21 protein-coding genes and 1 tRNA gene are annotated in these 23373 nt (G+C 70.4%); 9 read left to right on the top strand and 13 right to left on the bottom strand.

The genetic code is table 11. The features are described from left to right. The first annotated feature begins 598 nt into the window (after positions 1-598). Positions 599-1555 carry a hypothetical protein gene (locus tag AC067N_RS10275; RefSeq protein WP_478678446.1) on the top strand — a complete coding sequence of 319 codons (957 nt, stop codon included), beginning with the start codon at positions 599-601 and terminating at the stop codon, positions 1553-1555. Positions 1556-1633: 78 nt separating this feature from the next. On the opposite strand, the gene AC067N_RS10270 is transcribed toward AC067N_RS10275, so the two are convergent. The 8 genes from AC067N_RS10270 to AC067N_RS10235 form a co-directional block, all read right to left on the bottom strand. After that, complete coding sequence (locus AC067N_RS10270) at positions 1634-2950, bottom strand: helix-turn-helix domain-containing protein (protein ID WP_478678445.1); 1317 nt, start codon at positions 2948-2950, stop codon at positions 1634-1636. Between the two features lie 255 nt (positions 2951-3205). Beyond that, entirely contained in the window at positions 3206-3982 is a 777-nt protein-coding gene (locus tag AC067N_RS10265; protein ID WP_478678444.1) for a hypothetical protein, read from the bottom strand. Between the two features lie 37 nt (positions 3983-4019). Further along, the gene (locus AC067N_RS10260) at positions 4020-4547 is read right to left on the bottom strand and encodes a hypothetical protein (RefSeq protein ID WP_478678443.1); all 528 of its coding nucleotides are present in this window, start codon (positions 4545-4547) and stop codon (positions 4020-4022) included. Positions 4548-4818: 271 nt separating this feature from the next. Beyond that, positions 4819-7242 (bottom strand): tyrosine-protein kinase family protein, encoded by a 2424-nt coding sequence (locus AC067N_RS10255; RefSeq protein ID WP_478678442.1) that lies wholly within the window; start codon positions 7240-7242, stop codon positions 4819-4821. 224 nt (positions 7243-7466) lie between these two features. After that, the gene (locus AC067N_RS10250; RefSeq protein ID WP_478678441.1) at positions 7467-7865 is read right to left on the bottom strand and encodes a HEPN domain-containing protein; all 399 of its coding nucleotides are present in this window, start codon (positions 7863-7865) and stop codon (positions 7467-7469) included. Positions 7866-8076: 211 nt separating this feature from the next. After that, a tRNA-Pro gene (locus AC067N_RS10245) sits at positions 8077-8150 on the bottom strand. Positions 8151-8179: 29 nt separating this feature from the next. Continuing rightward, positions 8180-9013, bottom strand: a complete 834-nt coding sequence (locus AC067N_RS10240) for a Pr6Pr family membrane protein (protein ID WP_478678440.1) — start codon at positions 9011-9013, stop codon at positions 8180-8182. A 136-nt stretch (positions 9014-9149) separates the two neighbouring features. Then, positions 9150-10079 (bottom strand): metallophosphoesterase, encoded by a 930-nt coding sequence (locus AC067N_RS10235; RefSeq protein WP_478678439.1) that lies wholly within the window; start codon positions 10077-10079, stop codon positions 9150-9152. 187 nt (positions 10080-10266) lie between these two features. On the opposite strand from AC067N_RS10235, the gene AC067N_RS10230 reads away from it, so the two are divergent. Further along, a complete protein-coding gene (locus tag AC067N_RS10230) occupies positions 10267-10734 on the top strand; it encodes a GatB/YqeY domain-containing protein (protein WP_478678438.1) in 468 nt (155 codons plus the stop codon). Positions 10735-11037: 303 nt separating this feature from the next. On the opposite strand, the gene AC067N_RS10225 is transcribed toward AC067N_RS10230, so the two are convergent. Then, the gene (locus AC067N_RS10225) at positions 11038-13326 is read right to left on the bottom strand and encodes a transglycosylase domain-containing protein (protein WP_478678437.1); all 2289 of its coding nucleotides are present in this window, start codon (positions 13324-13326) and stop codon (positions 11038-11040) included. Positions 13327-13734: 408 nt separating this feature from the next. Here AC067N_RS10225 and wblA point away from each other — a divergent pair, with 408 nt between their 5' ends. Further along, a complete protein-coding gene (gene wblA, locus AC067N_RS10220) occupies positions 13735-14073 on the top strand; it encodes a transcriptional regulator WblA (protein WP_033524587.1) in 339 nt (112 codons plus the stop codon). Positions 14074-14234: 161 nt separating this feature from the next. Here the strand turns inward: wblA and bagB are convergent, their stop codons facing one another. Continuing rightward, positions 14235-15566, bottom strand: coding sequence for an ATPase BagB (gene bagB, locus AC067N_RS10215; protein WP_478678436.1), 1332 nt, complete (start codon positions 15564-15566; stop codon positions 14235-14237). Continuing rightward, complete coding sequence (gene bagA, locus AC067N_RS10210; RefSeq protein WP_478678435.1) at positions 15563-16540, bottom strand: ATPase BagA; 978 nt, start codon at positions 16538-16540, stop codon at positions 15563-15565. The genes bagB and bagA overlap by 4 nt, the downstream gene beginning before the upstream one ends. 129 nt (positions 16541-16669) lie before the next feature. Here bagA and AC067N_RS10205 point away from each other — a divergent pair, with 129 nt between their 5' ends. The 4 genes from AC067N_RS10205 to AC067N_RS10190 all read left to right on the top strand — a co-directional run bounded on the left by AC067N_RS10205 (position 16670) and on the right by AC067N_RS10190 (position 19078). Next, positions 16670-16834 carry a Sp36 family protein gene (locus tag AC067N_RS10205; RefSeq protein WP_099966959.1) on the top strand — a complete coding sequence of 55 codons (165 nt, stop codon included), beginning with the start codon at positions 16670-16672 and terminating at the stop codon, positions 16832-16834. Continuing rightward, positions 16831-17298, top strand: a complete 468-nt coding sequence (locus AC067N_RS10200) for a RidA family protein (protein WP_478678434.1) — start codon at positions 16831-16833, stop codon at positions 17296-17298. The genes AC067N_RS10205 and AC067N_RS10200 overlap by 4 nt, the downstream gene beginning before the upstream one ends. 83 nt (positions 17299-17381) lie before the next feature. After that, entirely contained in the window at positions 17382-18251 is an 870-nt protein-coding gene (locus tag AC067N_RS10195; protein WP_478678433.1) for an NUDIX hydrolase, read from the top strand. After that, positions 18248-19078: an MBL fold metallo-hydrolase gene (locus AC067N_RS10190; RefSeq protein ID WP_478678432.1), complete on the top strand. Its 831-nt coding sequence runs from the start codon at positions 18248-18250 to the stop codon at positions 19076-19078. Before AC067N_RS10195 ends, AC067N_RS10190 begins: the two co-directional genes overlap by 4 nt. 157 nt (positions 19079-19235) lie before the next feature. On the opposite strand, the gene AC067N_RS10185 is transcribed toward AC067N_RS10190, so the two are convergent. Together AC067N_RS10185 and AC067N_RS10180 are read right to left on the bottom strand one after the other, a co-directional pair. Further along, positions 19236-20072: a nucleotidyltransferase domain-containing protein gene (locus AC067N_RS10185; protein ID WP_478678431.1), complete on the bottom strand. Its 837-nt coding sequence runs from the start codon at positions 20070-20072 to the stop codon at positions 19236-19238. A gap of 318 nt (positions 20073-20390) precedes the next feature. Continuing rightward, positions 20391-21065 (bottom strand): Crp/Fnr family transcriptional regulator, encoded by a 675-nt coding sequence (locus AC067N_RS10180; RefSeq protein ID WP_005476003.1) that lies wholly within the window; start codon positions 21063-21065, stop codon positions 20391-20393. Positions 21066-21340: 275 nt separating this feature from the next. Between AC067N_RS10180 and nth the strand changes: the two genes are divergently transcribed. Together nth and AC067N_RS10170 are read left to right on the top strand one after the other, a co-directional pair. Then, positions 21341-22354: an endonuclease III gene (gene nth / locus AC067N_RS10175; RefSeq protein WP_478678430.1), complete on the top strand. Its 1014-nt coding sequence runs from the start codon at positions 21341-21343 to the stop codon at positions 22352-22354. A 226-nt stretch (positions 22355-22580) separates the two neighbouring features. Further along, positions 22581-23324, top strand: coding sequence for an NUDIX hydrolase (locus AC067N_RS10170; RefSeq protein ID WP_478678429.1), 744 nt, complete (start codon positions 22581-22583; stop codon positions 23322-23324). The last annotated feature ends 49 nt before the right edge of the window (positions 23325-23373 follow it).

Below are 23373 nucleotides of genomic sequence, written 5' to 3'. Positions count from 1 at the left end.
CTGACACGGATCGAGCGCCCCCGCACCGTTCGGCACCGGTCCCCACGTGGGGAGGGACCGGTGCCGAACGAAGCGCGGCCGACGCCCGCGGGATTCGGCCGGTGCTGACCGAAGAGGACGCCCTGCCTGCCTCGGGCCGCACCGCAGGCTCACCCCGCCACGCAGGCTCACCCCGCCCCGCCCGCCCTGCCCGCCCCGGAGGCGCCCCGCCCCGGCTCTGCCCTACCCGGCCCGGGGCCCCGACCGCGTTCGCCCGGCCCGGGGCCACGGGCCACCGGGCCGTCTCAGCATCTCGGTACGGCGTCCCAGGCAGTGCATGTCTCCGCAGCTCAGGGTGGGTGAGACGGTTGCGCCGTCGCGGGTCGGGCGGTGGTGGTTGCGGTGGCTCCCGGGTGTCTTCGAACCTGTGGGTGTCGCACCGGCCGGGGTCGATCCGAAAGCCCCGAGCAGCCTGCTGACGTCTCCCGCCCCCTGCCTGCCTACCAGGCATCGGTGTGCCTGTACCGGGTGCACATGCCCATCGGGAAAGCCGACGCGGGCCGGCAGCGACCCCGTGAAGAACCCGAGATGAAGAACCCGAGATGAAGGACCCCACCACATGAGCAGCAACACCCACGCACGCCGTCGTCCGGGCCGCCGGGCGGCCGTCGCCGCCGGACTCGTCCTGGCCGTCGCGCTCGGTGTGTCGACGCAGGCGGCAGCCCAGACCGCGGTCCCCGCCCCCGCCGACGCATCCGCGAAGGCGTCCACCGCGCCGCGTTCGGTCACCGGCTTCAACGGCGACGTGGTGACCCGGGTCGCCGACTTCTACGGCGCGTACGTCGACGCGAAGGACGACGCGGCGGGCCCGGACGCCAAGTTGGCCAAGGCGCTGCGCGCGCACTACCTGGCGCCGGCCTTCGCGAAGCGCCTGGAGGCGTGGGAGAAGAAGAACAACGCGGATGGTCTCCTGCGCGCCCGGAACGTCCCGGTGGAGTGGACGGTGAGCGAGGGCGGCAACGGCCTGGAGGTCGTCGTCACCCTGACCTTCGGCGGCGGGGAGTCGCCGACGACCACGACCGGACTCGTGGTCAAGCAGGAGCCGACGGGCGGCATCACCGGCATCCGCACCACGAGCACCGCCCCCACGAAGTCGTCCACGGGGGCATCCGCGAGGGTATCCGCGAAGGCGCCCGCCGCGGTGCGGTCGGTCAGCGGCAGGACTGGTGACTCGCTGACCCGGGTCGCCGACTTCTACGGCGCGTACGTCGACGCGAAGGACGACGCGGCGGGCCCGGACACCAGTTTGGCCAAGGCGCTGCGCGCGCACTACCTGGCGCCGGCCTTCGCGAAGCGGCTGGCGGCGTGGGAGAAGAAGAACAAGGTGGACGGCGTCCTGCGCGCCCGGAACGTTCCGGTGGACTGGACGGTGAGCGAAGGGGGCAACAGCCGCGAGATCCTCGTCACCCACTCCTTCGGCGGCGGGGAGTCGCCGACGGTGACGACCGACCTCGTCGTGGAGCTGGAGCCGGTGTACGGCGACGTCACCGGCATCCGCACCACGAGCACCCGCTGACGCCCCACCCTCCCCACCCGCTCTGCCCGCCCGCCCGGCCCGCCGCCGACCGCCGGCGGGCCGGGCGACACCGCTTCGTCAGCCGTCGGTCGCCTCCATGTCGGCGGCGGGGATCGGGACCCAGCGGCCGGGGCGGTGATAGATGCGGTCGTACCGGTAGCCGTCCAGCCCCCCGGTGCTGGTGCTGCGGAAGGGACGGCCGTGGTCGTCGATGCGAACCGTGCCGGTACGGCCCTGCGAGGACCACGTCAGGTCGAGGTACCACTCGCAGGTGCACGACTCGTTGAGCGCTGTGACCACAAAAACCTCGGGCTCCTGCAGAGACACCCGGTAGGGGAAGTCGATCGCGGGGATCTTCGTGCCCGCCCCGTTGTCACCGGGCATCGAACGGGCCCGGGGCCGGTCCGCGTCGAGGTCCACGGAGAAGTAGCGCGGGACGATGCCGGCGCCGCAGCCGTCGCCCAGGGAGTAGACGGTGCCCCGGTCGGCGGCGGGGACACCGCGGTTGACCACGCGCACATGCAGGGCGTTCAGGACGACGGCGGCGGAGCCGCGTCCCTGCACGGTGATCTGCACACCGGTGGCGCCTCCGTGCACCGCACGCTGGGAGGAGACCCACCCCGCGATGTCCTCCGGATGCGGCGGTGGCGGGACCCTCCCCGGTGGCTTGGCGACGACGTAGGCCTCGCCGCAACCGTTGAGTCCGTGTGTGTGGAAGTCGGCGGTCCAGGTGAGGGGCGCCACGGGCGGGGCCGTGCGTGCCGCGGCCCGGTTCGCCTCGAGGCCGCCGTCGTGCGTGGCCGACGCGGAGGGAGGCCCGGCGGCGGATGCCGTGAGACCGAGCAGCGCGACGACGAGGGAGGCGGCCAGTGCCATCGACCGCACGGGGCGTGGCCGGGGACGCCCGCCGGAAAGCCGGGACAGGGACGACGGCAGGGGCGACGGCAGGGACGACGGCAGGGACGACGGCAGGTTCGACTCGGCACGCCGTGTGGCCGAGGGGATCGTCCTGGGCGCCACCACGTCCGGCCTGTCCCCGCCGGCAGGAACGGCCGATGCGACATCCCCGGCGACGACCGGCACTTCGCCCGTGCCGGGGTGGGGCGTCGACGCCTGCTGACCATGGGAAGGGCGGGGTCGTTGCCGCGCTGCGTGGGCCATGATCCACCGGCGGTGCAACTCCGTGCGCTCTTCGGGGGAGGCACCGCAGAGCGCGGCGAACCGCTCGATCCCGGCGAAGTCCTGCGGGACCGCCTCTCCGGAGCAGTACCGGTGCAGGGTGGAGGCGTGCATGTTCAGCCGACGGGCCAGTGCCGCGTAGCTGCGGTCGGTGCGTTCCTTCAAACGCCGCAGCAGCAAAGCGAATTCCGCTACGTCGTCGTGACTCGAATCCATGTGGTCCGTACTCGTATCCGCTTGTCGACCCGTACAGGCCGGTCCCGATGGGGCACGGCGCCCCCGGCGCTCCCCGTATCTGCACGCCCATACGCACGGGACGGTTCCAGCGTCGCGGAGGAGATCTTCCGGAGGTGGCGGCAACGCCGACGGGGCCTCACCGATGCGGCAGGGCCACCTTGACTGCTCAACCCGAGCAGTCGGCAGCCGACCTCCGGCCCGCCGTCACCCGCTCGGCTCGCGGCAGTGGGAGCTCTAAGCCGGCAGCCGACGCACCGCGTCGTCGTCCGTCACTTCGTACACGTCTATCCGCAACAGCGTGCGAACGTGCGCCGCAACGCGCGACACGGCCCTCACGGACGAGGACGGCACCACCAGCGCGTACCGCGTGCGGGGTCCCTGGTCCGTCATCCGCCGCAACAACTGCCCGTAGGCGATGTCGGCGTCGATTCCCTTCTCACCGGTGCGGCCCTTCGCTTCGCAGATCAGCCGCTCGTCACCACGTACGGCTTCGAGATCGGTCCAGCGGTCCGTGGGCTCGACCGGTGTCCACCCCTCGGCGAGAAGCCAGGTACGGAAGGTGTCGATGACCCGGTCCTCGTCGCTGTGGCGTGCCAGGATCCTCTTCAGCGCCGCGAGGTCCGTCTCCCGGTTGCGGCGCAGTCGACCACGACCGTCCGCGTCGAGGTCGGCCGGCCGGATCACGATCAGCCGCAGTCCGTGCGCGGGAATCTCCGTATCGCGCCGGGCATCGTAGAGTGCCCGCTGCTCGCCCCGGTGGACGCCGCTGACGGTGAGCCTGTCGGGCTTGTCGAAGTGGGGCACCGGCTGGTCGTGCTGGAGTTCCCGGTACTCGACCACGAGTTGGTGGCCGGGCCAGTAGGCGTCGACCGGCAGCCTGGCCCGCCGACCGCCCGCCCCCGGGTCGCCCTGCAACCAGTCGAACTTGTGCTGGGTCAGCGCGGTCTCGCCGAGCACCTGGTTGCACAAGCCGACCACGTACGCCTCGTCACTGCCTTCTCTGGTTCCCATGGGCGCGCATCATCGCATCGTTCGCACACATCGGATTTCAGAGGTCATCCTCATCCACGGGCTCGGGTTCGCGTATGTAGGCGACATCGAGGACATAGCGTTCGGTCACGGGGCAGTTGTTCCACGCCTGCGCGAGGTGACCCTCGAAGGTGTCGTCCGTGAGGTGGTCGAGGCTGCTCTCGTAGTAGTCGGCGGTCGCCTGACGCCCTTCCCACCAGGCGTGGCCTTCGTAGACGCCGGGTCGCGGCAGGTTCAGTTCTCCAGCAGGTCCGTATTCGAGTTGGTTGACGACGAGAACGCCGGTTTCGGACTCGATACTCACGGGGACCTGCCCTTCCGCGTTGACGGGTGGGGCCGGCGGGGTGTCCCAGACGCGGATGGTGATGTCGACGTCGATGTCCGGTTGAAGACTGAGGATGTACAGGTGGTAGCCGTTGCCTGCCACCACCTGCCGGTGGGCGGCAGCCATCGCCTCGTCGTCGCTCAGAAAGGCGTCGGCGTCGTACACCTCCACCACCCTGCGAGCCGGTTTGGCCTTGCAGCTGTACTCGACCAGGAGCGCCATGAGCCGCTGCCCTTCCGCTGGTTGGGGACCTGCTTACCGTTCGGGACCTGAGATCCGCGGGTCGGGAAGGGGCCCGGCTCTGCGCCCCATGCCACAGGACACCGCTTGGCAAGGTACCGACAACCCCGGTACTCGCTGGTGCTCGGCGTGCTGCGTATCACCATGGTGGCTGAGCGACGGGTCCTTGAGTGGCGGCGTGACAATCGGGCGTGAAGCCCATGCCCAGTAGCCCCCTGGTTGCTCAGCCCTTCCGTTGTGCCCCTGTGATGTCCTACATCGGACCCCTTCGCGTGACGCTGAGCGCCCAGCGGTAGAGATCGGGGACGCGGAACGACCGGGCGTCGTCGTCGCTCTCGTTGAGCGTGAGGAGGCCGGCTTCCCTAGCCAGGGTGATCAGGTCTTCGGGTGTCTCACCGAGGGCGTCGCGCAGAGCTTCCTCGCCGATGGGAGTGCGGCCGTAGTCCTTGAGGGCGTCGGCTACCGCTCGGAGTTCCTGGAACTCCTCGTCCAACAGGGCCGACAGGGCAGGTTCGCTCACCCTCTCCAGGCTGAGGGCGAGGCTGCGAGGGCGCAGGACCGAGCGGTCGTAGGCGCTGCGCTTCTCCTCCTCCCGCTCCCAGTCCAGCGCGGCAGCGAACAACTGCAGCAAGGACCGGGGGGAATGGTCGCCGTTGCCGTCGGCGAGGCGGTTCCAGACCCAGTTGGAGGTGAACGCGGTGCGTTCGCCTCGCATACGCTCGCCGACGAGTGAACTCCAGGCCATGTCGACCTGCTCGGGGGTCCAAGAGGCGACGTCGGTCTCCACGAGGGACTTGTCGGCGGTGCGGAGGATGTCCCGGAAGGCGACCGCGTGGACAGCGCGCTTGAGGACGACCTTGAAATACTCGCGCTGATCCTCCCACTGGAGCCTACGGGAGAGACCGTAGAAGTGGCTCTTGTTCTCGAAGCGGAGGCTGCTCCAGATGTCCTGGCGCACGAAGATCTTGAGGCGGATTCTGCTGAACTTGGGTGCGAGGTCGGCCTGTTTGGCCAGGAGGCCGGCGATGGCATGGGATCGGCGCCTGCGCTGGACGGGTGTGTTGCCGAACGCGGTGTCGAGTCCGTCGAACAACAGGAGAAGCTGATTCTCTCCGTTGGCATCGACCTTGCGTAGCCAGTCGACACACCGGAGGGCTCCCAACGGGTCCTGCAGGACTTCGAGGACCGCGTGGGTGGCGGCGAAGTCTCCCGGTTCGAGATCCCGCATCGCGGGATGAGGTGCTCCGGCGTCGTGCGTCGCGTCTTCGGTGCGATACACGGCCAAGGCAATCAGGATCTGCCAAAAGGTGCCCCAGTCCTGGCCGCTCGTGGCGAGGTGCCGGTCGATGGCGTCGTAGTTGTCCGGGCCGAAGGACCAGTCCGGGCGATCACGGAAGCTGGGGGTCGTGACGGCGACGGGAGTCCAGCCCGGCAACTCGCCCGCGGCCAGCCACCGGAACAGCGCAGTCTTGCCTGTGCCCTTCCGGCCCAGGATGAGGGGAGTATCGGGGTCGGCCGTCTCGCTCACCTGACGGGTGACGACGTAGTCCTGAAGGAACTGCTCGCTGTCCAACTCCTCGGCCGTTCCGGTGGAGAAGGACAGCTGTGCCAGAGCAGTGGCCTTGCTCTCCGAGGTCTGGCTCTGCAAGCTGCGCTTCTGGGCGGGCTCCGGGACGATCTGCAGGATCCAGTCGGCGATGCGGGCATAGGGAGCGAGGCGGACGCTGTCCGAGCTGACGGTGTCCGAGAACGAGACCTCGGCGTTGTAGGGGACGACGTGAGTGATCTCTTCCGCGGTCAGCACGGGAGCGCCCTGCCGGGCTTCGTTGAAGGGCTCCAGCCACTTGTCGATCCAGGACTTTGCCCGGTCTGCGAGCCGGGGGGCGCTCTGGCCCGGGGGCATCGGGGACACCACGAAACGGGGCTCGGGCGTCAAGGGGAGGGGCGTCTGACGACGCGTGGTCGAGCTGAGCAGTGCGCCCGTCAGCAGTTCGGTGCCGTTCCGGGCCTGGCTGTGGGGATGGAAGCAGACCACGGCCATGTCGGAGACATCGAAGAGAAGTGGTGCCGCTACGGGGCTGACACCGGTGCGCGAGTCGATCAGTACCACGTCCGGGCGGAGCGTGGACTGCCGGGCGTCGTCGATGAGCCGGTGAAGCGCGTTGACGCGTTCGCGATACCAGATCTCCGGCTCCAGGGAGCGGAGCCGGGCGGCGTACGCGCTGTCAATCCGGCCGGCGGGCATACAGAACAAGCGGCCGTTGTCGTCGACCGGGACAACGTGGTCCAGGACCGAAGGGTCCTCGCCGAACTCGTAGGCGAGAAGAGCCGTGACCACGCCGAGGTCGGACTGCCTCTCCTGCGAGATGCCGAAGAGGGTGTCGAGGCCGGGCGCTTCGAGGTCCATGTCGATGCAGAGCACCTTCAGACCGTGCTCAGAGGTGAGACGGTGGGCTACAGCCGCCAGAGCAGTGCTGCGCCCGACACCACCCTTGAGACTGTAGAAGGTCACAACCGGGGCGGAATCGAGGTCCTGGTCGAGGTCGCTGGCGAACGTGATCTGTGTCGGCCTGGCCTCCTCGTTCCCGATGCGGTCGAGCGCGGTGGACCAGGCGGGAGGAGGAGCGGCTGCCGTCGTCAGATCGCCGTACCAGGGAGCTTCGGACTCCGTGAGCAACTCCCAGGTATGGACTTGGCCGGCGATCCGGGGAGGCACGTGCTCTCGGAATCGGCTGAGGCGGTCCGCCTCCGGGAGCGAGGCAAAATGTTCGGAGACAACACGCACGACGAAGCCCCCGGCGTCCGGAACGACGCTGATGTCGGAGCCGGGAAGTGCGGCCTGGACGGCCTTTACGACGGCCTGGGTCACATCGTCCTCTGACATGGCCTCCGGCCTCTCGTTCACCGCTGTCCCCTTCCACGGCTCCAGCCTCGGGAGCCTGCCTGTCTGACGCGTGTCGCCACCCAGCCTGCCAGCTGCTGGCCTCCGCGGAGCAGGTCGTCGGCGTCGACACCCGAAGGAAGAGTGACCTTGTACCGGAGTTCCGTGTCCCAGTGATCAATGAACAGCGAAGCGTGGCCATAGGGCTTGGTGAACCCGGCACTCTGCCATAGGCCGCGGAGGTTGTGCCCCTCACGGCCGCTGCGGGGGAAGGGGATGCCCTTCAGATGTAAGAAGTGCTTGAGCCGACACTCCACGACGTAGCCGGCCAGGTAGACGGCGCCGAGAGTCCTCTTCGACTCGGCGAGCACCTGGGCCTCGGCGGCCCGTACGTTCGCCACTTCGTTGAAGTTGCTCATCCCGCCCCTATCCCCCTGGCTACGCTGGGTGATATTACGCGCAACCCTAAGGGGGCGTCAGGTGAACGGTCCCCCTGACGCGTTCCCCTCGCTTGCAGGAGGCGGTAGTGCTGATGGGGCTTCCCTTCTAATGGCTCCCAAGAGGGCTGCAGAAACCACTCAGGGGCCTGATCCACTCGCTGGATCAGGCCCCTGACCTGGTACTTCTCTGTCGGGGTGGCGGGATTTGAACCCACGACCTCTTCGTCCCGAACGAAGCGCGCTGCCAAGCTGCGCTACACCCCGATTGTCGCTGCTCGTCGCGGCGACGTCGTTTACTTTAGCCCACCGGGGGCTGGAGACGAAATCCGGTTTTCGGGGCGGCGGTCATGGCGGGCGGGGCGGCCCCGGCGGGGGCGGACCGCGTCCGGGCGGAGGTGGTCGACGGCGACCAGGAGGAGTGCGAGGGCGTAGAGGGCCAGGCCCAGGAGCAGGGCGTTGCCGAGGACGCTCTTGTAGCCGTGGCGTCCGACGTCCAGGAACGGATAGAGGTACGGCGCCGGCCAGTCGGGGGTCAGCAGGGCCGCGCGGCTCAGTGTGAACGTCAGGAACGCCATCGGGTAGAGCGTCCAGATCATGGCCTCGCTCAGCCGCAGGGGCGCCGGGCGGGTCAGGAAGATCCAGTCCGCCACCACCGCTGCGGGGATCACCGTGTGGAACGCCAGGTTCGTCACCGCGTGCCAGCCCGTCGGGGCGACCGGTGCCCCCGTCGGCGTCACCGTCATCGAGAAGGCGGTCGCGTCCCTCGTCAGTACGAGGTGGTAGACCAGAGCCGCGGTCATGGCGTACAGGACCGTGCCGCCCGTCACCAGCGGTGGCAGTGGGCGGCGTGCCGTCCAGGCGCGGCGGGACTCCGCGGCGAAGACCAGCGCCACCAGCACCGTGACCTGGACCGAGAAGTGACTGAGGGCGCGCAGGGGGCTGCCGGTGGTCGTCTCGACCACGACGGCCGCGGCCGCTGCCAGTGCCACCAGGGCGCGGAACGCCGCCGTCAAAGGGCGCCGAGTCGGTGCCACCACCGCCGCCGCGGGCGCGACGGACGTCACCGGTGCGGGGATGCCCGGGATCGCGGGCAGGTCTGGGATGTCCCTGGGTATCGGTGCGGTCATGCGGCCACGCTAGGCCGCGCCGATATACCGGGCGATTCGGGCGATCCGTACGGGTGGTCGCCGAGCGGGTGTCCCGCTCGGCCGCGCGATCACCGCCGGTTGGGACGCTCGGCTCGGCCTGTCCGGTCGGTAGCCCCTAGCGGTCCCGCTCCACCAGCGTCAGCAGGGACGCCTCCGGCGGGCAGGCGAAGCGGACCGGGGTGTAGCGGTTGGTGCCGCAGCCGGCCGAGACGTGCAGGTAGGCCGTCTGGTCCCCGACCGTGTGCGTGGAGAGGCCCTTCACGCGGTCGGTGTCGAGGTCGCAGTTGGTGACGAGCGCGCCGTAGAAGGGGATGCAGAGCTGGCCGCCGTGGGTGTGGCCGGCCAGGATCAGGGGGTAGCCGTCGGCGGTGAACGCGTCGAGGGAGCGCAGGTACGGCGCGTGGACCACCCCGAGGGAGAGGTCGGCCGACTCGGAGGGCCCGCCGGCGACCCGGTCGTAGCGGTCCCGCTTGATGTGCGGGTCGTCCAGGCCGGTGAGCTCCACCGACATGCCCTCGATCTTCAGTGTGCCGCGCGTGTTCGTGAGGTTCAGCCAGCCGGCGCCGTCGAAGCCGTCGCGCAGGTCCTCCCACGGGTTGTGGATCGCGCCGACCACCGGCTTGTTGCCGTTCAGGCCGTGGCGGCCCTGCACCTTCTCCATCAGGTACCGCGCTGGGTTGCGCAGCTTCGGGCCGTAGTAGTCGTTCGACCCGAAGACATACGCCCCCGGGAACTCCATCAGCGGGCCCAGCGCGTCCAGCACCTCCGGGACGCCCTCGGTGTCCGACAGGTTGTCCCCGGTGTTGAGCACGAAGTCGGGACGCAGCCCGGCCAGGGAACGCAGCCAGCGCTGCTTCTTGCGCTGTCCGCTCACCATGTGGATGTCGGAGACCTGGAGGATGCGCAGCGGCCGCATGCCCGGTGGCAGCACCGGCACCGTCACCCGCCGCAGCCGGAACGAGCGGGCCTCGAAACCCGCCGCGTACAACACACCGGCGGCACCGGCCGCCGCGATCCCCAGAGGTACTCCGTAACGCGCTCGCATACGTCCATCGTGTCAGACCCCGACGAGGAGTCGTGCAGCCTGTGGACAACCGTGTTCCACCACCGCCGATCGCCAACTCGCCCTGTGGACAACCGACTCCGGTTCCGCCCTCCCGAGCCGCCCCGCTCCGCGCCCGCCGGCGAAATGAAGGCGCGCCTCCCGCACCACACCTGCGACAATCGACGCCATGACCACGCTCAAGTCGAAGCTGCAGGAAGACCTCAACGCCGCGATCAAGGAGCGCGACGAGCTCCGCTCCTCGACGCTCCGGCTGACGCTCGCCGCGATCACCAAGGAGGAGGTCGCGGGCAAGGAGAAGCGCGAGCTCTCCGACGACGAGGTCCTCAAGGTGATCACCAAGGAGGCCAAGAAGCGCCGCGAGGCCGCGGACGCCTTCGCCCAGGGTGGTCGGGCCGAGTCTGCCGAGCGGGAGAAGGCCGAGGGCGAGATCCTCGCCGAGTACCTGCCGAAGCAGCTCTCCGACGAGGAGCTGAAGCAGATCGTCGTCCAGGCCGTCGAGGAGGCCAAGGCGGCCGGAGCCGAGGGCCCGCGCGCCATGGGCCAGGTCATGAAGATCGTCAACCCTAAGGTGGCCGGTCTCGCCGAGGGCGGCCGCGTCGCCGCGATCGTCAAGCAGCAGCTCGCGGCGGGTTGAGCCCCGACCGGCCGAGCCGCCGAGCCGCCGACCGGCCGAGCTGCCGAGCCGCCGACCGGCCGAGCTTCGAGCCGCCGACCGGCTGAACTGCCGACCGGCCGGGCCGCCGACCGGCCGAGCCGTAGACCGGCCCTGTCGCTGGGCCACCGGCTCGCGGCCGCTGATCGGCCGGGCCGCCGGGCCGCCGGGCGCGGCCTCGCAGGTCCGGGAACCACACGGCGGTGGGGCGCCCCTTCCCATGAAGAGGGCGCCCCACCGCCGTACCCCTATACCCATATGTGCTCGGCCCCGTCGGGCCGGCGGTCAGCCGCCCCAGCCTCCGCCGTTCCCGTTGCCCCTGTTCCCGCCGTTGGTCTGGCCCTGGATCCAGCCCTCGGGGATGGTGAACTCGGGTGTCGGGAACGTACCGCCGTCGGTGCCGCCGATGAACCCGTCGTCGCCCCCGTTGCCGTTCCCCCTGCCGTTACCGTTCCCGTCGCCGTTTCCGTTGTCGTCGTCCTCGCGCTCGCGCGGCCGGTCCTCGGGAAGGGGAACCGTGGTGAAGCCGGGGGCGGGCTCGCCGGCCAGCGCGCCGGACATCATGTCGCGCCAGATCGGGCCCGGGACCTTGCCACCGAAGACCTTGCCCCAGGTGGTGCCGCCGATGGTGATGTTCACCATGCGGCGCTTGTGGGCCGGGTCGCCGACCCAGACCGCGCCGGCCATGTTCGGGGTGTAGCCCACGAACCAGGCCGCGTAACGGAAGTCCGTCGTACCGGTCTTGCCGGCGCTCGGGCGGCTCGGGCCGAGACCCGCCTCCGTACCCGTGCCGTCCTCGACCACACCCTGCAGCAGGGTGTTGATGGTGTCGGCGGTGTTCTCCGACATCGCCCGCGAGCACGTCGACTTCGGGACCTCGAGCGACTTCGACTTGTCGCCGACCCGCTGGGTGATGGACTCGATGGCGATCGGCGTGCAGTACATGCCGCGCGCGGCGAAGGTCGCGTACGCGTTGGCCATGGTCAGCGGAGACATCTCCTGGGTGCCCAGCGCGATCGACGGGTTCTGGCCGATCTTCGCGCCGTCGGCCCGGTCGACGCCCATCTTCCCGGCCATCTCCGTCACCGGGCAGATGCCGATGTCCGCGATCATCTGGACGAAGTAGGTGTTGACCGAGAGCGCGGTCGCCTTCCGCAGCGAGTACGGGCCGACCTCGGACTCGTTCTCGTTGGTGAGCGTCGTGCCGTCGGTGTTCACCCAGTTCTTGCCGCCGCACACCGAGATCGGGCTCGGGTACTCCATCTTGTACGGGGCGGAGTACGACTTGCCGGGGGACATGCCGCCCTCCAGCGCCGCCGCGGCCACGATCGGCTTGAACGTCGAACCGGGCTGGTAGCCCGCGCCGCCGCCCATGCTCTTGTCGACCGAGAGGTTGATCGTCGTCTCGTTCCGCTTGACGTCCATGCCGTACGGCCGGGACTGGCCCATCGCGAGGATCTTGCCGGTGCCGGGCTCCACGATGGTGGCTGCGGTCGCCACGTCGTCCTTCTGGTAGACGTGGTCCTTGATGGACCGCTGGACGGACTTCTGGGCCTTCGGGTCCATCGTCGTCCGGATCGTGAGGCCGCCCTGGTTCCAGGTCTTGGCCCGGTCCTCCTTCGTCTTGCCGAAGACCGGGTCGTTCAGGAAGACCTCCCGGACGTAGTCGCAGAAGAAGCCCGCGCCCTTGACGGCCGTGATGCAGCCGTTCTTCGGCTTGCTGACGTCCAGGCCGAGCGGCTTCTTCTTGGCCTTGTCGGCCTCCGACTGCGAGATGTCGCCCACATCGGCCATGCGCTGCAGCACGACGTTGCGCCGCTTGGTGGCCTCCTGCGGGTCGTTCACCGGGTCGTAGCGGCTGGGTGACTGCACGATGCCGGCGAGGAGCGCCGCCTCCTCCACGTCCAGGTCCTTGGCGGACTTCGAGAAGTAGCGACGGGAGGCCGCCTCGACGCCGTAGGCCTGCTGACCGAAGAAGGTGATGTTCAGGTAGTTCTCGAGGATCTTCTTCTTGCCGAGCTCTTCCTCGATCTGGATCGCGTACTTCAGCTCGCGGATCTTGCGGCCGAGGGTCTGCTGGGTGGCCTGGGCGACCTTCGTCGGGTCGTCACCGGCCTCCTCCACCGCCACGTTCTTCACCAGCTGCTGCGTCAGCGTGGACGCGCCCTGGGTGACGCCGCCGTCCTGCGCGTTCCGGTTGAGCGCGCGCAGCACGCCCTTCAGGTCGATCGCGCCGTGCTGGTAGAAACGCGCGTCCTCGATGGCGACGATCGCCTGCTGCATGTACGGCGAGATCTTCTTGAGATCGACCACCGTACGGTCCCGGGAGTAGACGCTGGCGATCTGGTCGCCCCTGCTGTCCAGGATCGTGGTGCGCTGGCTCAGCGGCGGCTGCTTGAGGTTGGCCGGGAGCTCGTCGAATCCCTCGACCGACCCCTTGGCGGCCAGCCCCAGGACACCGACCGCGGGCAGCGCGATACCCGCCATGACGGCGCCCGCGAGCACACTGACACCGAGGAACTTGGCGGCCTGCTGCGTGAGAGACAGACCACCGCCCGAGCGCTTGTTTGGCATGGAGGCAGCCTACGTTCTCATTCGCCGGACACACGTATAGGCCTTGGCCTAAGCTGCTCTCAACTGTCACAACCGTTGGCCCTTGTATCAAGTACGTCCGGCGAGCCCGAATCGTTCCGACGTTCTTCCGATTTTTTTCGCGGGCTGTGTCCGAATTCGCCTTGTGTGTCATTCGGTGTCCGTTGTGACGCATGTCAACTATCCCGATCTGTCGGGATAGTCACGTATGCCCTCGGGTCACTCCCGCGGGTGATCTGCCGCTTACGCATAGTCCGTTCGGGCCATTCAAGATTGGGCCCGAAGGGGGTGTTGCGCTGTGCCCTCCTTCCGTAACGTCCTCAACTGGCGGCGGTGAATATGCCGCTGCCGCCGTGGGGGAGCCTCGATTCGGGAGAGGACGGCGCCGGTATGGGCTGGGTAACCGACTGGAGTGCGCAGGCTGCCTGCCGCACTACCGATCCGGATGAACTGTTCGTTCAAGGAGCAGCGCAGAACAGGGCCAAAGCGGTGTGCACCGGATGTCCGGTGCGTACGGAGTGTTTGGCGGATGCGCTGGACAATCGCGTCGAATTCGGCGTGTGGGGAGGAATGACGGAGCGCGAGCGCCGCGCACTGCTGCGCAGGCGACCGACTGTCACCTCGTGGCGCCGGCTGCTGGAGACCGCGCGTACGGAGTACGAGCGTGGCGCGGGCATTCTGCCGCTCGACGACGACGAGATGTACGAGAACTACGCGGCAGTGAGCTGAGGACGAGACCCCGTGGGGGTCATGTCCGGTCCAGGGCGCCCTTGAGGTGTCGGCGCGTCGGGCAGGTGTGCCGACTCTCGGGTGCCCCGAGACATCGTTCAGCCGTCGGGTTCAGTCGTCGGGACGCTGATCGTTCGCCGGTCAGTCGTCTCGTCCGTCGGTCAGTCGTCCGAGGTGGGCAGCTCCGGCCGTACGGTCGCGAGCCGGTCCCCGATGTCCCTGAGGCCGACCAGGTCGTGGACATCGCCGGGCAGCGCGGCCACTTCGGCCACGGCCACCTCGGGATGCAGCGCGGTGAATCGGTCACGTGTGCGCTGCTCGCGGGAGAGCAGCCGCATGCGCTCGGCATGCAGCCTGAGCAGACCTGCGGTGAGCCGCTCGACGGCGCGGTCCGGGGCGGGGGAGCCGTCCTGGGCGCCGGTGGTTGCGGGAGATTCTGAACTGCCGGACGTTTCGGGAGAGTTACGAACTGCTTTCCCGTCCATCTGATCCACAATGCGGGGCTCGTCAAGATTTTCCGCGGCGGCGAGCGCGCGCTCGGCGGACAGCTGGGCCGCGCCGCTGCCGTGGACACGGTTGAGCACCAGACCGGCCAGCGGCATGTTCTCGGCCGCCAGCCGCTCGACGAAGTACGCGGCCTCCCGCAGGGCGTCCCGCTCCGGAGCGGCCACCACCAGGAACGCCGTGCCCGGCGCCTGCAGCAACTTGAACGTGGCGTCCGCGCGGGTTCGGAAACCGCCGAACATGGAATCCATCGCGGCCACGAACGTCTGTACGTCCTTGAGTAGTTGACCGCCGAGCAGCTTGCCCAGGGCGCCCGTCATCATCGACATGCCGACGTTCAGGAACTTCATCCCGGCCCGCCCGCCGACCTTCGCCGGCGCCAGCAGCACCCGGATCAGCTTGCCGTCCAGGAACGAGCCGAGCCGCTTCGGGGCGTCCAGGAAGTCCAGCGCCGAACGTGACGGCGGGGTGTCGACGATGATCAGGTCCCACTCGTCCCGGGACCGCAGCTGGCCCAGCTTCTCCATCGCCATGTACTCCTGCGTGCCGGCGAAGCCCGCCGAGAGCGACTGGTAGAAGGGGTTGCCCAGGATCGCCGACGCCCGCTCGGGGTCCGCGTGCGCCTCGACGATCTCGTCGAACGTGCGCTTCATGTCGAGCATCATGGCGTGCAGCTCGCCCTCGCCCTCGATGCCCTTCACCCGGCGCGGGGTGTTGTCCAGCGAGTCGATGCCCATGGACTGGGCGAGCCGCCGGGCCGGGTCGATGGTCAGCACGACCACCTTCCGGCCGCGCTCCGCGGCCCGCAGACCCAGGGCCGCCGCCGTGGTCGTCTTGCCGACGCCGCCCGCGCCGCAGCACACCACGATGCGGGTCTCCGGGTCGTCGAGCAGCGGGTCGACCGCGAGGGGGCGGATCGAGTTGATCGCGCGGTGTCCGTCAGGGCCGTGGGCCGAGTCGTGCGGGGCGGCGGCCGGGTCCGAAGTCATGAGATCCCTTGCTGACGCAGTTCCGTGGCCAGTTCGTACAGTCCCGCCAGGTCCATTCCCTCGGCGAGCAGCGGCAGTTCGTGCAGCGGCAGGCCCAGCTCGCCGAGGACACCCCGCTGCTCGTGCTCCAGGGTGTACCGCTCGGCGTACTCCTCGGCCTGCGTGAGCAGCGGCACCACCAGACGCTCGGCGTTGCCGCCGCGCCGCGCGCCGCCGAGGCCGGCCGTGGACAGGGACTTGGCGACGGCCGTACGCGGCACCGCGCGCGCCAGCTCCAGCTCCTCGAAGCCCAGCAGCTCGGGCCGCACCATGTTGACGATGACCCGCCCCACCGGCAGCTTCGCCGCGCGCAGTTCGGCGATCCCGTCGGCCGTCTCCTGGACGGGCATCTCCTCCAGCAGCGTCACCAGGTGCACCGCCGTCTCCGGCGACTTCAGCACCCGCATGACCGCCTGGGCCTGATTGTGTATCGGGCCGATCTTCGCGAGCCCCGCCACCTCGTCGTTCACATTCAGGAAGCGGGTGATGCGGCCGGTGGGCGGGGCGTCCATCACCACGTAGTCGTAGGTGTAACGCCCGCTCTTCTCCCGGCGGCGCACCGCCTCGCACGCCTTGCCGGTCAGGAGGACGTCCCTGAGACCGGGCGCGATGGTGGTGGCGAAGTCGATGGCGCCGAGCTTCTTCAGGGCGCGGCCGGCACCGCCGAGCTTGTAGAACATCTGGAGGTAGTCCAGAAGGGCCAGTTCGGGGTCGATGGCCAGGGCGTACACCTCCCCGCCCCCGGGGGCCACCGCGATCTTCCGCTCCTCGTACGGAAGGGCCTCCGTCTCGAAGAGCTGTGCGATGCCCTGTCTGCCCTCGACCTCGACCAGGAGGGTGCGCTTCCCCTCGGTCGCGAGGGCGAGCGCGAGTGCGGCGGCGACCGTGGTCTTTCCGGTCCCGCCCTTGCCGCTGACGACCTGGAGCCTGCTCACGTATTCGAGACTAACCAGTCCGCGCGCGGCGCACGCGGGAGGCTGTGGACAACTCGGCCCCGCACGGCCGTCCGGCCCTGCCCGGGGCAGCGGCGGAACCGGTGCCGGCCAGCGGCTAAAGTCGGCCGCATGACCAAGAAGTGGGAATACGCGACCGTGCCGCTGCTCGTCCACGCCACGAAGCAGATCCTGGACACCTGGGGCGAGGACGGCTGGGAGCTCGTCCAGGTCGTCCCCGGGCCGAACAACCCCGAGCAGCTCGTCGCCTACCTGAAGCGCGAGAAGTCGGCGTGAGCGCCGTCGAGGCCAAGCTCGCGGAACTCGGGCTGACCCTGCCCGAGGTGGTCCCGCCGCTCGCCGCGTACCAGCCGGCCGTGCAGTCCGGGGTGTACGTGTACACCGCCGGCCAGCTCCCCATGGTGGACGGCAAGCTGCCCGTCACCGGCAAGGTCGGCGCCGAGGTCACGCCCGAGGAGGCCAAGGACCTCGCCCGCACCTGCGCCCTGAACGCCCTCGCCGCCGTGAAGTCGGTCGCGGGAGACCTGGACCGTGTGGCCCGCGTCGTGAAGGTCGTCGGCTTCGTCGCCTCGGCCGCGGACTTCACCGGCCAGCCCGCCGTGCTGAACGGCGCGAGCGAACTCCTCGGCGCCGTCCTCGGCGACAAGGGCGTGCACGCGCGCAGCGCGGTCGGTGTGGCCGTGCTGCCGCTGGACGCGCCGGTCGAGGTGGAGATCCAGGTGGAGCTCACGTCGCCGTGACCGCCCCGGGCTCCCCTGCGGCAGTTCAGCAAGATCGCGGAGGCTCACTCGAACATCCGGCCGTCACGGGTTAGCCTCCGCCCATGGCAAACGGGCAGTGGTATCCACCCGAGTGGCCGGACCGCATCCGCCGGCTGGCGGCCGGCACGCTGACACCGGTGACCCCCAGGCGGGCCGCCACCGTCATGCTGCTCAAGGACACGGCCGACACCCCGGTCGTGCACATGCTGCGCAGACGCGCCTCCATGGCCTTCGCCGGAGGCGCGTACGCGTATCCCGGGGGCGGAGTCGACCCCCGCGACGACGACCACCGGATCGGCTGGGCGGGCCCCACGCGCGCGTGGTGGGCCTCCAGGCTCGGTGTGGACGAGGCCGACGCCCAGGCGATCGTCTGCGCGGCCGTCCGCGAGACGTACGAGGAGGCGGGTGTCCTGCTCGCCGGTCCCACCCCCGACACGGTGGTCGGGGACACCACCGGCGACGACTGGGAGGCGGACCGCGCCGCCGTGGCCGCCAGGGACATGTCCTTCGCGGACTTCCTGGACCGCCGGGGCCTGGTCCTGCGCTCGGACCTGCTCGGCGCCTGGACCCGCTGGATCACCCCCGAGTTCGAGTCCCGCCGCTACGACACCTGGTTCTTCGTGGCGGCCCTCCCGCAGGGCCAGCGCACCCGCAACGCCTCCACGGAGGCCGACCGCACCGTGTGGATCCGCCCCCGCGACGCCGCCGAGGGCTACGACAAGGGCGAGCTGCTGATGATGCCGCCCACCATCGCGACCCTGCGCCAGCTCACGGCGTACGACACGGCCGCCGGGGCGCTCGCCGCGGCCCCCGGCCGCGATCTGACCCCCGTACTCGCCCGGGCCCGCCTGGAGAACGACGAAGTGATCCTCTCCTGGCCCGGCCACGACGAGTTCACCAAGCGCATACCGTCCGGGGGAGGCCCCGCATGACCGACGCAGCAGCTCTCCCCGGACAGCCGAGGGGCGGGGTCCTCTCGGGCCCCGCCACCACGCGCGCGGTGAACGTCCTCGCGCCGAACGCGTCGGCGATGACCCTCGACGGCACCAACACCTGGATCGTCGCCGAGCCCGACTCCGAACTGGCGGTCGTGATCGACCCCGGCCCCCTGGACGACGGCCACCTGCGCAACGTCGTCGAGACGGCGGAGAGGGCCGGCAAACGGATCGCGCTGACCCTGCTGACACACGGCCATCCCGACCACGCGGAGGGAGCCGCCGCGTTCGCCGAGCTGACGCGGACGAACGTCCGGGCTCTCGACCCCGCCCTGCGGCTCGGCGACGAGGGGCTCGGCGCGGGCGACGTGGTGAGCGTCGGCGGCCTGGAACTCCGCGTCGTCCCCACCCCCGGGCACACCTCCGACTCCCTGTGCTTCCACCTCCCCGCCGACCGGGCCGTCCTGACGGGCGACACCGTCCTCGGACGCGGTACGACGGTCGTGGCCCACCCCGACGGCCGCCTCGGCGACTACCTCGACTCACTCAGGCGCCTGAGGTCCCTCACCGTGGACGACGGCGTCCACACCGTCCTCCCCGGCCACGGTCCGGTACTCGACGACGCCCAGGGCGTGGTCGAGTACTACCTGGCGCATCGCGCCCACCGACTCGCCCAGGTCGAGACGGCGGTCGAGAACGGCCACGGCACCCCCGGCGAGGTCGTCGCCCACGTCTACGCCGACGTCGACCGCTCGCTCTGGCCGGCCGCGGAACTCTCGGTACGCGCCCAGATGGAGTACCTGACGGATCATGGCCTGATCTGAGGCCCACGGGGCGCGGATGGCCACGCGAGGCGTCAAGGGCCTCCAGGGCGCCGCTGAGGCCCGATGGGGCCTGGCCGGGCTCCCGGGCCCCCGGAGGGCCGGCGAAGCCCGCTGAGCGCCTGGGAGGCCGACTGCGCCGTGCGGCGGGCGGCGATCGTCACTCATCCCCCGGACGCGGCGCCTTGACGCCGTGCTCGCGCGCGTACTCCTCGGCCAGCCAGGGCCCGAGGTCGTCGACGTAGGACCGCAGGAGGGCTTCATGGCCCTCGGGGTCGGCATCCGGGTCGCCCGCGGCGACCGCCGCCGCCCGCATCCGGCCGGCCCGCTCGGGGTAGTACTCGGCGAACGCCTCGGCCATCTCGTGGAGGTCACTGGTCCAGCCGTTCCAGCGGGGCATGACGAGCGTGAACCCGGTACGGACGAGGCGGCGGGAGCAGGAGCGCACGAGGGAACGCCGGTCCTCCGGTGAGGACGCGCAGGCGACACGTTCACGCCAGCGGGGCAGCAGCCGCGCGAGGTCGCCGTTGGTCTCGCGGGCGAGGCGGGAGTCGGGCCGGTAGCGGGGCAGGTCCTCGGCGAGGTCCTGGCCCAGCAACGGGGTGCACAGGCAGGCCACGAACCATCCGAGGTCGTAGCGCTCCGGTTCACTGAGGACTTGCGCCCGGCTGACGAGCAGCGTTCCGGCGCCGTCGATCTGCGGGAACTCCCGGTCCAGCGCCTCGTCCATCGCCCTGGCCGCCGCACGGTCCGCGTCGGTGGGCTCGTCGCGCAGCACCACCAGCAGATCGAAGTCGCTGCGGCCCGGACGGGCGGTGCCGCGGGGGATCGATCCGTAGAGGTACGCGCTGTGCAGCCGCGGCCCGAACACCTCCAGCACCCTGTCCCGAGCCGCGGCCACCACCCCCCGGAACCCCTCCGCGACGCGCCCCAGCGCCCCCTCCCGCTCGATGTATCCCCGTGCGTCCAGCCCTCTCCGGGCCCCTGTCGCAGCCATACGACCACTGTGCCTCCGGGCGCGGGGAGGGGCAGGTCGTTTGGGGGCGGGGCGGGGCGGGGCGGGGCGGGGCGGGTGAGGGGGAGCGGTGAGGGGACGGCTTGCCCGCAGGAGGCGGACAGGACAGCGGGGCAAAGCAGAGGACCGGCAGAGGGCGAGGCAGGGAAGGCAGGGGAGGCAGGGCGAGGATCATCCGAGGGCGGCAAAGTGCTGGGGCCCGCCCCCGCGCACGGGACGGACCCCATCGACGTACTCGAACCGCTCAGGGCTACCGGCGGATGCCACCGGCGAACGACTGTTCGCCCGAGACCCGCCCGCTCAGCGCGACCGCTTCGCCAGTCGCTCCACGTCCAGCAGGATTACCGCGCGTGCCTCCAGCCGCAGCCATCCGCGCTGTGCGAAATCGGCGAGCGCCTTGTTGACGGTCTCCCGGGACGCTCCGACGAGCTGCGCCAGCTCCTCCTGCGTGAGGTCGTGCACCACGTGGATGCCTTCCTCGGACTGCACACCGAACCGCCTGGAGAGGTCCAGCAGCGCACGCGCGACACGGCCGGGGACGTCCGAGAACACCAGGTCGGACATCTGGTCGTTGGTCTTGCGCAGCCTTCGCGCGACGGCCCGCAGCAACGCGGCCGCCACCTCGGGCCGTGCGTTCAGCCACGGCTGGAGGTCACCATGGCCGAGGCCGAGGAGCTTGACCTCGGTGAGCGCGGTGGCCGTGGCCGTCCGCGGACCCGGGTCGAACAGCGACAGCTCGCCGATCAGCTCACCGGGGCCGAGCACGGCGAGCATGTTCTCGCGGCCGTCGGGCGACGCCCGGTGCAGCTTCACCTTGCCTTCGGTGACCACGTAGAGGCGGTCCCCGGGGTCGCCCTCGTGGAAGAGAGCGTCACCGCGAGCGAGGGTCACCTCACTCATGGAGGCGCGGAGCTCCGCGGCCTGCTCGTCATCGAGCGCCGCGAAGAGCGGGGCGCGCCGCAGAACGTCGTCCACGAGTTCTCTCCTTGTCGACCTGCTCAGGGGATCTTGCTCCCCGTAGTACCAGGGGACCGTGTTCCCCGTTTAGCCGGACGGTCCAAACAGTGTGATCTGTCACAAGGATGCCGCACACATGTCCCGAGGTAAGCGTCAGGGGTCCAATTGGGGGCCGATCCTCAGGGGCCGGGGCGGATGTCGGTGCCGGGCTTTAGGCTGGCCGGGTGTCCAAAACGCCGGTGAGAGCACAGGCCAAGGGGGCTGGACGGGTGGTTGTACGTCGCGATTCCGCTGTGGGCGAACAGGGCTCCTCGGGAGCGAGGAAGACGGCGAAGAAGGCGGCGAAGAAGGCGGCGAAGAAGACGAACGAGTCGGCGCCCCCGACGGGGGCGGAGCACGCGCCTCCGGCGGCGGAGTCCGCCTCCGGGAAGCCGGCCTCCGCCAAGGCGCCCGCCAAGGCCTCCGCCAAGGCGCCCGCCAAGAAGGCAGCCACTGCTCAGAAGCCCGCCAAAGCTCCCGGAACCACCAAGCCCGAGTCCCGCACCGCCCTGGTCCGCCGTGCCCGGCGCATCAACCGTGAGCTGGCCGCGGTGTACCCGTACGCCCACCCGGAACTGGACTTCGAGAACCCCTTCCAGCTGATCGTCGCCACCGTCCTGTCCGCCCAGACCACCGACCTGAGGGTCAACCAGACGACCCCGGCGCTCTTCGCGAAGTACCCCACCCCCGAGGACCTCGCCGCCGCCGACCCGGAGGAGGTCGAGCAGATCCTGCGGCCGTGCGGGTTCTTCCGGGCGAAGACGAGGTCGGTGATGGGGCTGTCGAAGGCTCTCGTGGAGAACCACCGGGGCGAGGTCCCCGGCCGCCTGGAGGACCTGGTCAAGCTGCCCGGCGTCGGCCGCAAGACCGCCTTCGTCGTGCTGGGCAACGCCTTCGGCCGGCCCGGCATCACCGTGGACACGCACTTCCAGCGGCTCGTCCGGCGCTGGCGCTGGACCGAGGAGACCGACCCGGACAAGATCGAGGCGGCCGTCGGGGCGCTCTTCCCGAAGAGCGAGTGGACGATGCTGTCGCACCACGTGATCTTCCACGGCCGCCGGATCTGCCACGCCCGCAAACCGGCCTGCGGCGCCTGCCCCATCGCTCCGCTCTGCCCGGCGTACGGCGAGGGCGAGACGGACCCGGAGAAGGCCCGGAAGCTCCTCAAGTACGAGAAGGGCGGCTTCCCCGGCCAGCGCCTCAAGCCCCCGCAGTCGTATCTGGACGCGGGCGGCATCCCGGCCCCGCCCCTGGGAGCCGCCGGATGACCTTCCCCGCGGAGCGAACCGCGCCCACGCCACCCCGCCCGGGAACCGCGCCCACGCCCTCCCGCCCGGGAACCCGGCCCACGCCTTCCCGCCCGGGCCGGGCATCCCGAGCGGCCGGTCCCCGCACCCGGCGAGCCCCCGGCCACCCACACGAGGGACTCTCGGCCACAGCGGAACGATCAGGCGGCCTCCGGGCGTTGGCACGGGAAGAACGACGGGGGTGGCTATGACACGCGCGAGCCGGACGAGCGGCGGTACGCACACGGACACGGGACGCCACACGGCGTCCGGGCAGGCCGCAGGACACCCCGTCCTCGACAAGACCGGCCTGCCCTCCTGGCTGGACCCGGTCGTCCGCGCCGCCGAGACCGTCCAGCCGCTCCAGCTGAGCCGCTTCCTGCCACCGGAGAACGGATCGGGCCGCCAGTCGGCGGTGCTCATCCTGTTCGGCCAGGGCGACCGAGGTCCCGAGCTGCTGCTCATGGAGCGCGCCGGCTCCCTCAGGTCGCACGCCGGACAGCCGTCCTTCCCGGGCGGAGCCCTCGACCCCGAGGACGGCGACCCGCAGACCGACGGTCCGCTGCGCGCCGCCCTCCGCGAGGCCGAGGAGGAGACCGGCCTCGATCCGCGCGGCGTCCAGCTCTTCGGTGTGCTGCCCCGGCTGTACATCCCGGTGAGCGGCTTCGTCGTGACACCCGTTCTGGGCTGGTGGCGCGAGCCGAGCCCGGTCCGGGCCGTCGATCCCAACGAGACGGCACGCGTCTTCACCGTCCCCGTGGCGGATCTCACGGATCCGGCCCATCGCGCCACGACCGTCCACCCCAGCGGCCACCGGGGCCCGGCATTTCTGGTCGAATCGGCACTCGTGTGGGGTTTCACGGCAGGCGTGATCGACCGCCTGCTGCACTACTCCGGCTGGGAGCGCCCCTGGGACCGGGGCAAGCAGGTCCCGCTCGACTGGCGCTCATGACAGGGTGTCTGCCGTGCCGCGTCTCGTGGGGAGTGTCGTGTCCCCCGGT

The sequence above is a fragment of the Streptomyces sp. NPDC042364 genome (assembly GCF_056437585.1).
The sequence above is the reverse complement of the archived record's forward strand: the minus strand, read 5'-3'. Positions and strand labels throughout refer to the sequence as shown.

Coding starts and splice junctions, on each gene's coding strand:
- AC067N_RS10275 (WP_478678446.1), top strand. CDS start 599: ATGAGCAGCAACACCCACGCACGCCGTCGTCCGGGCCGCCGGGCGGCC.
- AC067N_RS10270 (WP_478678445.1), bottom strand. CDS start 2,950: ATGGATTCGAGTCACGACGACGTAGCGGAATTCGCTTTGCTGCTGCGG.
- AC067N_RS10265 (WP_478678444.1), bottom strand. CDS start 3,982: ATGGGAACCAGAGAAGGCAGTGACGAGGCGTACGTGGTCGGCTTGTGC.
- AC067N_RS10260 (WP_478678443.1), bottom strand. CDS start 4,547: ATGGCGCTCCTGGTCGAGTACAGCTGCAAGGCCAAACCGGCTCGCAGG.
- AC067N_RS10250 (WP_478678441.1), bottom strand. CDS start 7,865: ATGAGCAACTTCAACGAAGTGGCGAACGTACGGGCCGCCGAGGCCCAG.
- AC067N_RS10240 (WP_478678440.1), bottom strand. CDS start 9,013: ATGACCGCACCGATACCCAGGGACATCCCAGACCTGCCCGCGATCCCG.
- AC067N_RS10235 (WP_478678439.1), bottom strand. CDS start 10,079: ATGCGAGCGCGTTACGGAGTACCTCTGGGGATCGCGGCGGCCGGTGCC.
- AC067N_RS10230 (WP_478678438.1), top strand. CDS start 10,267: ATGACCACGCTCAAGTCGAAGCTGCAGGAAGACCTCAACGCCGCGATC.
- AC067N_RS10225 (WP_478678437.1), bottom strand. CDS start 13,326: ATGCCAAACAAGCGCTCGGGCGGTGGTCTGTCTCTCACGCAGCAGGCC.
- wblA (WP_033524587.1), top strand. CDS start 13,735: ATGGGCTGGGTAACCGACTGGAGTGCGCAGGCTGCCTGCCGCACTACC.
- bagB (WP_478678436.1), bottom strand. CDS start 15,566: ATGACTTCGGACCCGGCCGCCGCCCCGCACGACTCGGCCCACGGCCCT.
- AC067N_RS10205 (WP_099966959.1), top strand. CDS start 16,670: ATGACCAAGAAGTGGGAATACGCGACCGTGCCGCTGCTCGTCCACGCC.
- AC067N_RS10195 (WP_478678433.1), top strand. CDS start 17,382: ATGGCAAACGGGCAGTGGTATCCACCCGAGTGGCCGGACCGCATCCGC.
- AC067N_RS10190 (WP_478678432.1), top strand. CDS start 18,248: ATGACCGACGCAGCAGCTCTCCCCGGACAGCCGAGGGGCGGGGTCCTC.
- AC067N_RS10185 (WP_478678431.1), bottom strand. CDS start 20,072: ATGGCTGCGACAGGGGCCCGGAGAGGGCTGGACGCACGGGGATACATC.
- AC067N_RS10170 (WP_478678429.1), top strand. CDS start 22,581: ATGACACGCGCGAGCCGGACGAGCGGCGGTACGCACACGGACACGGGA.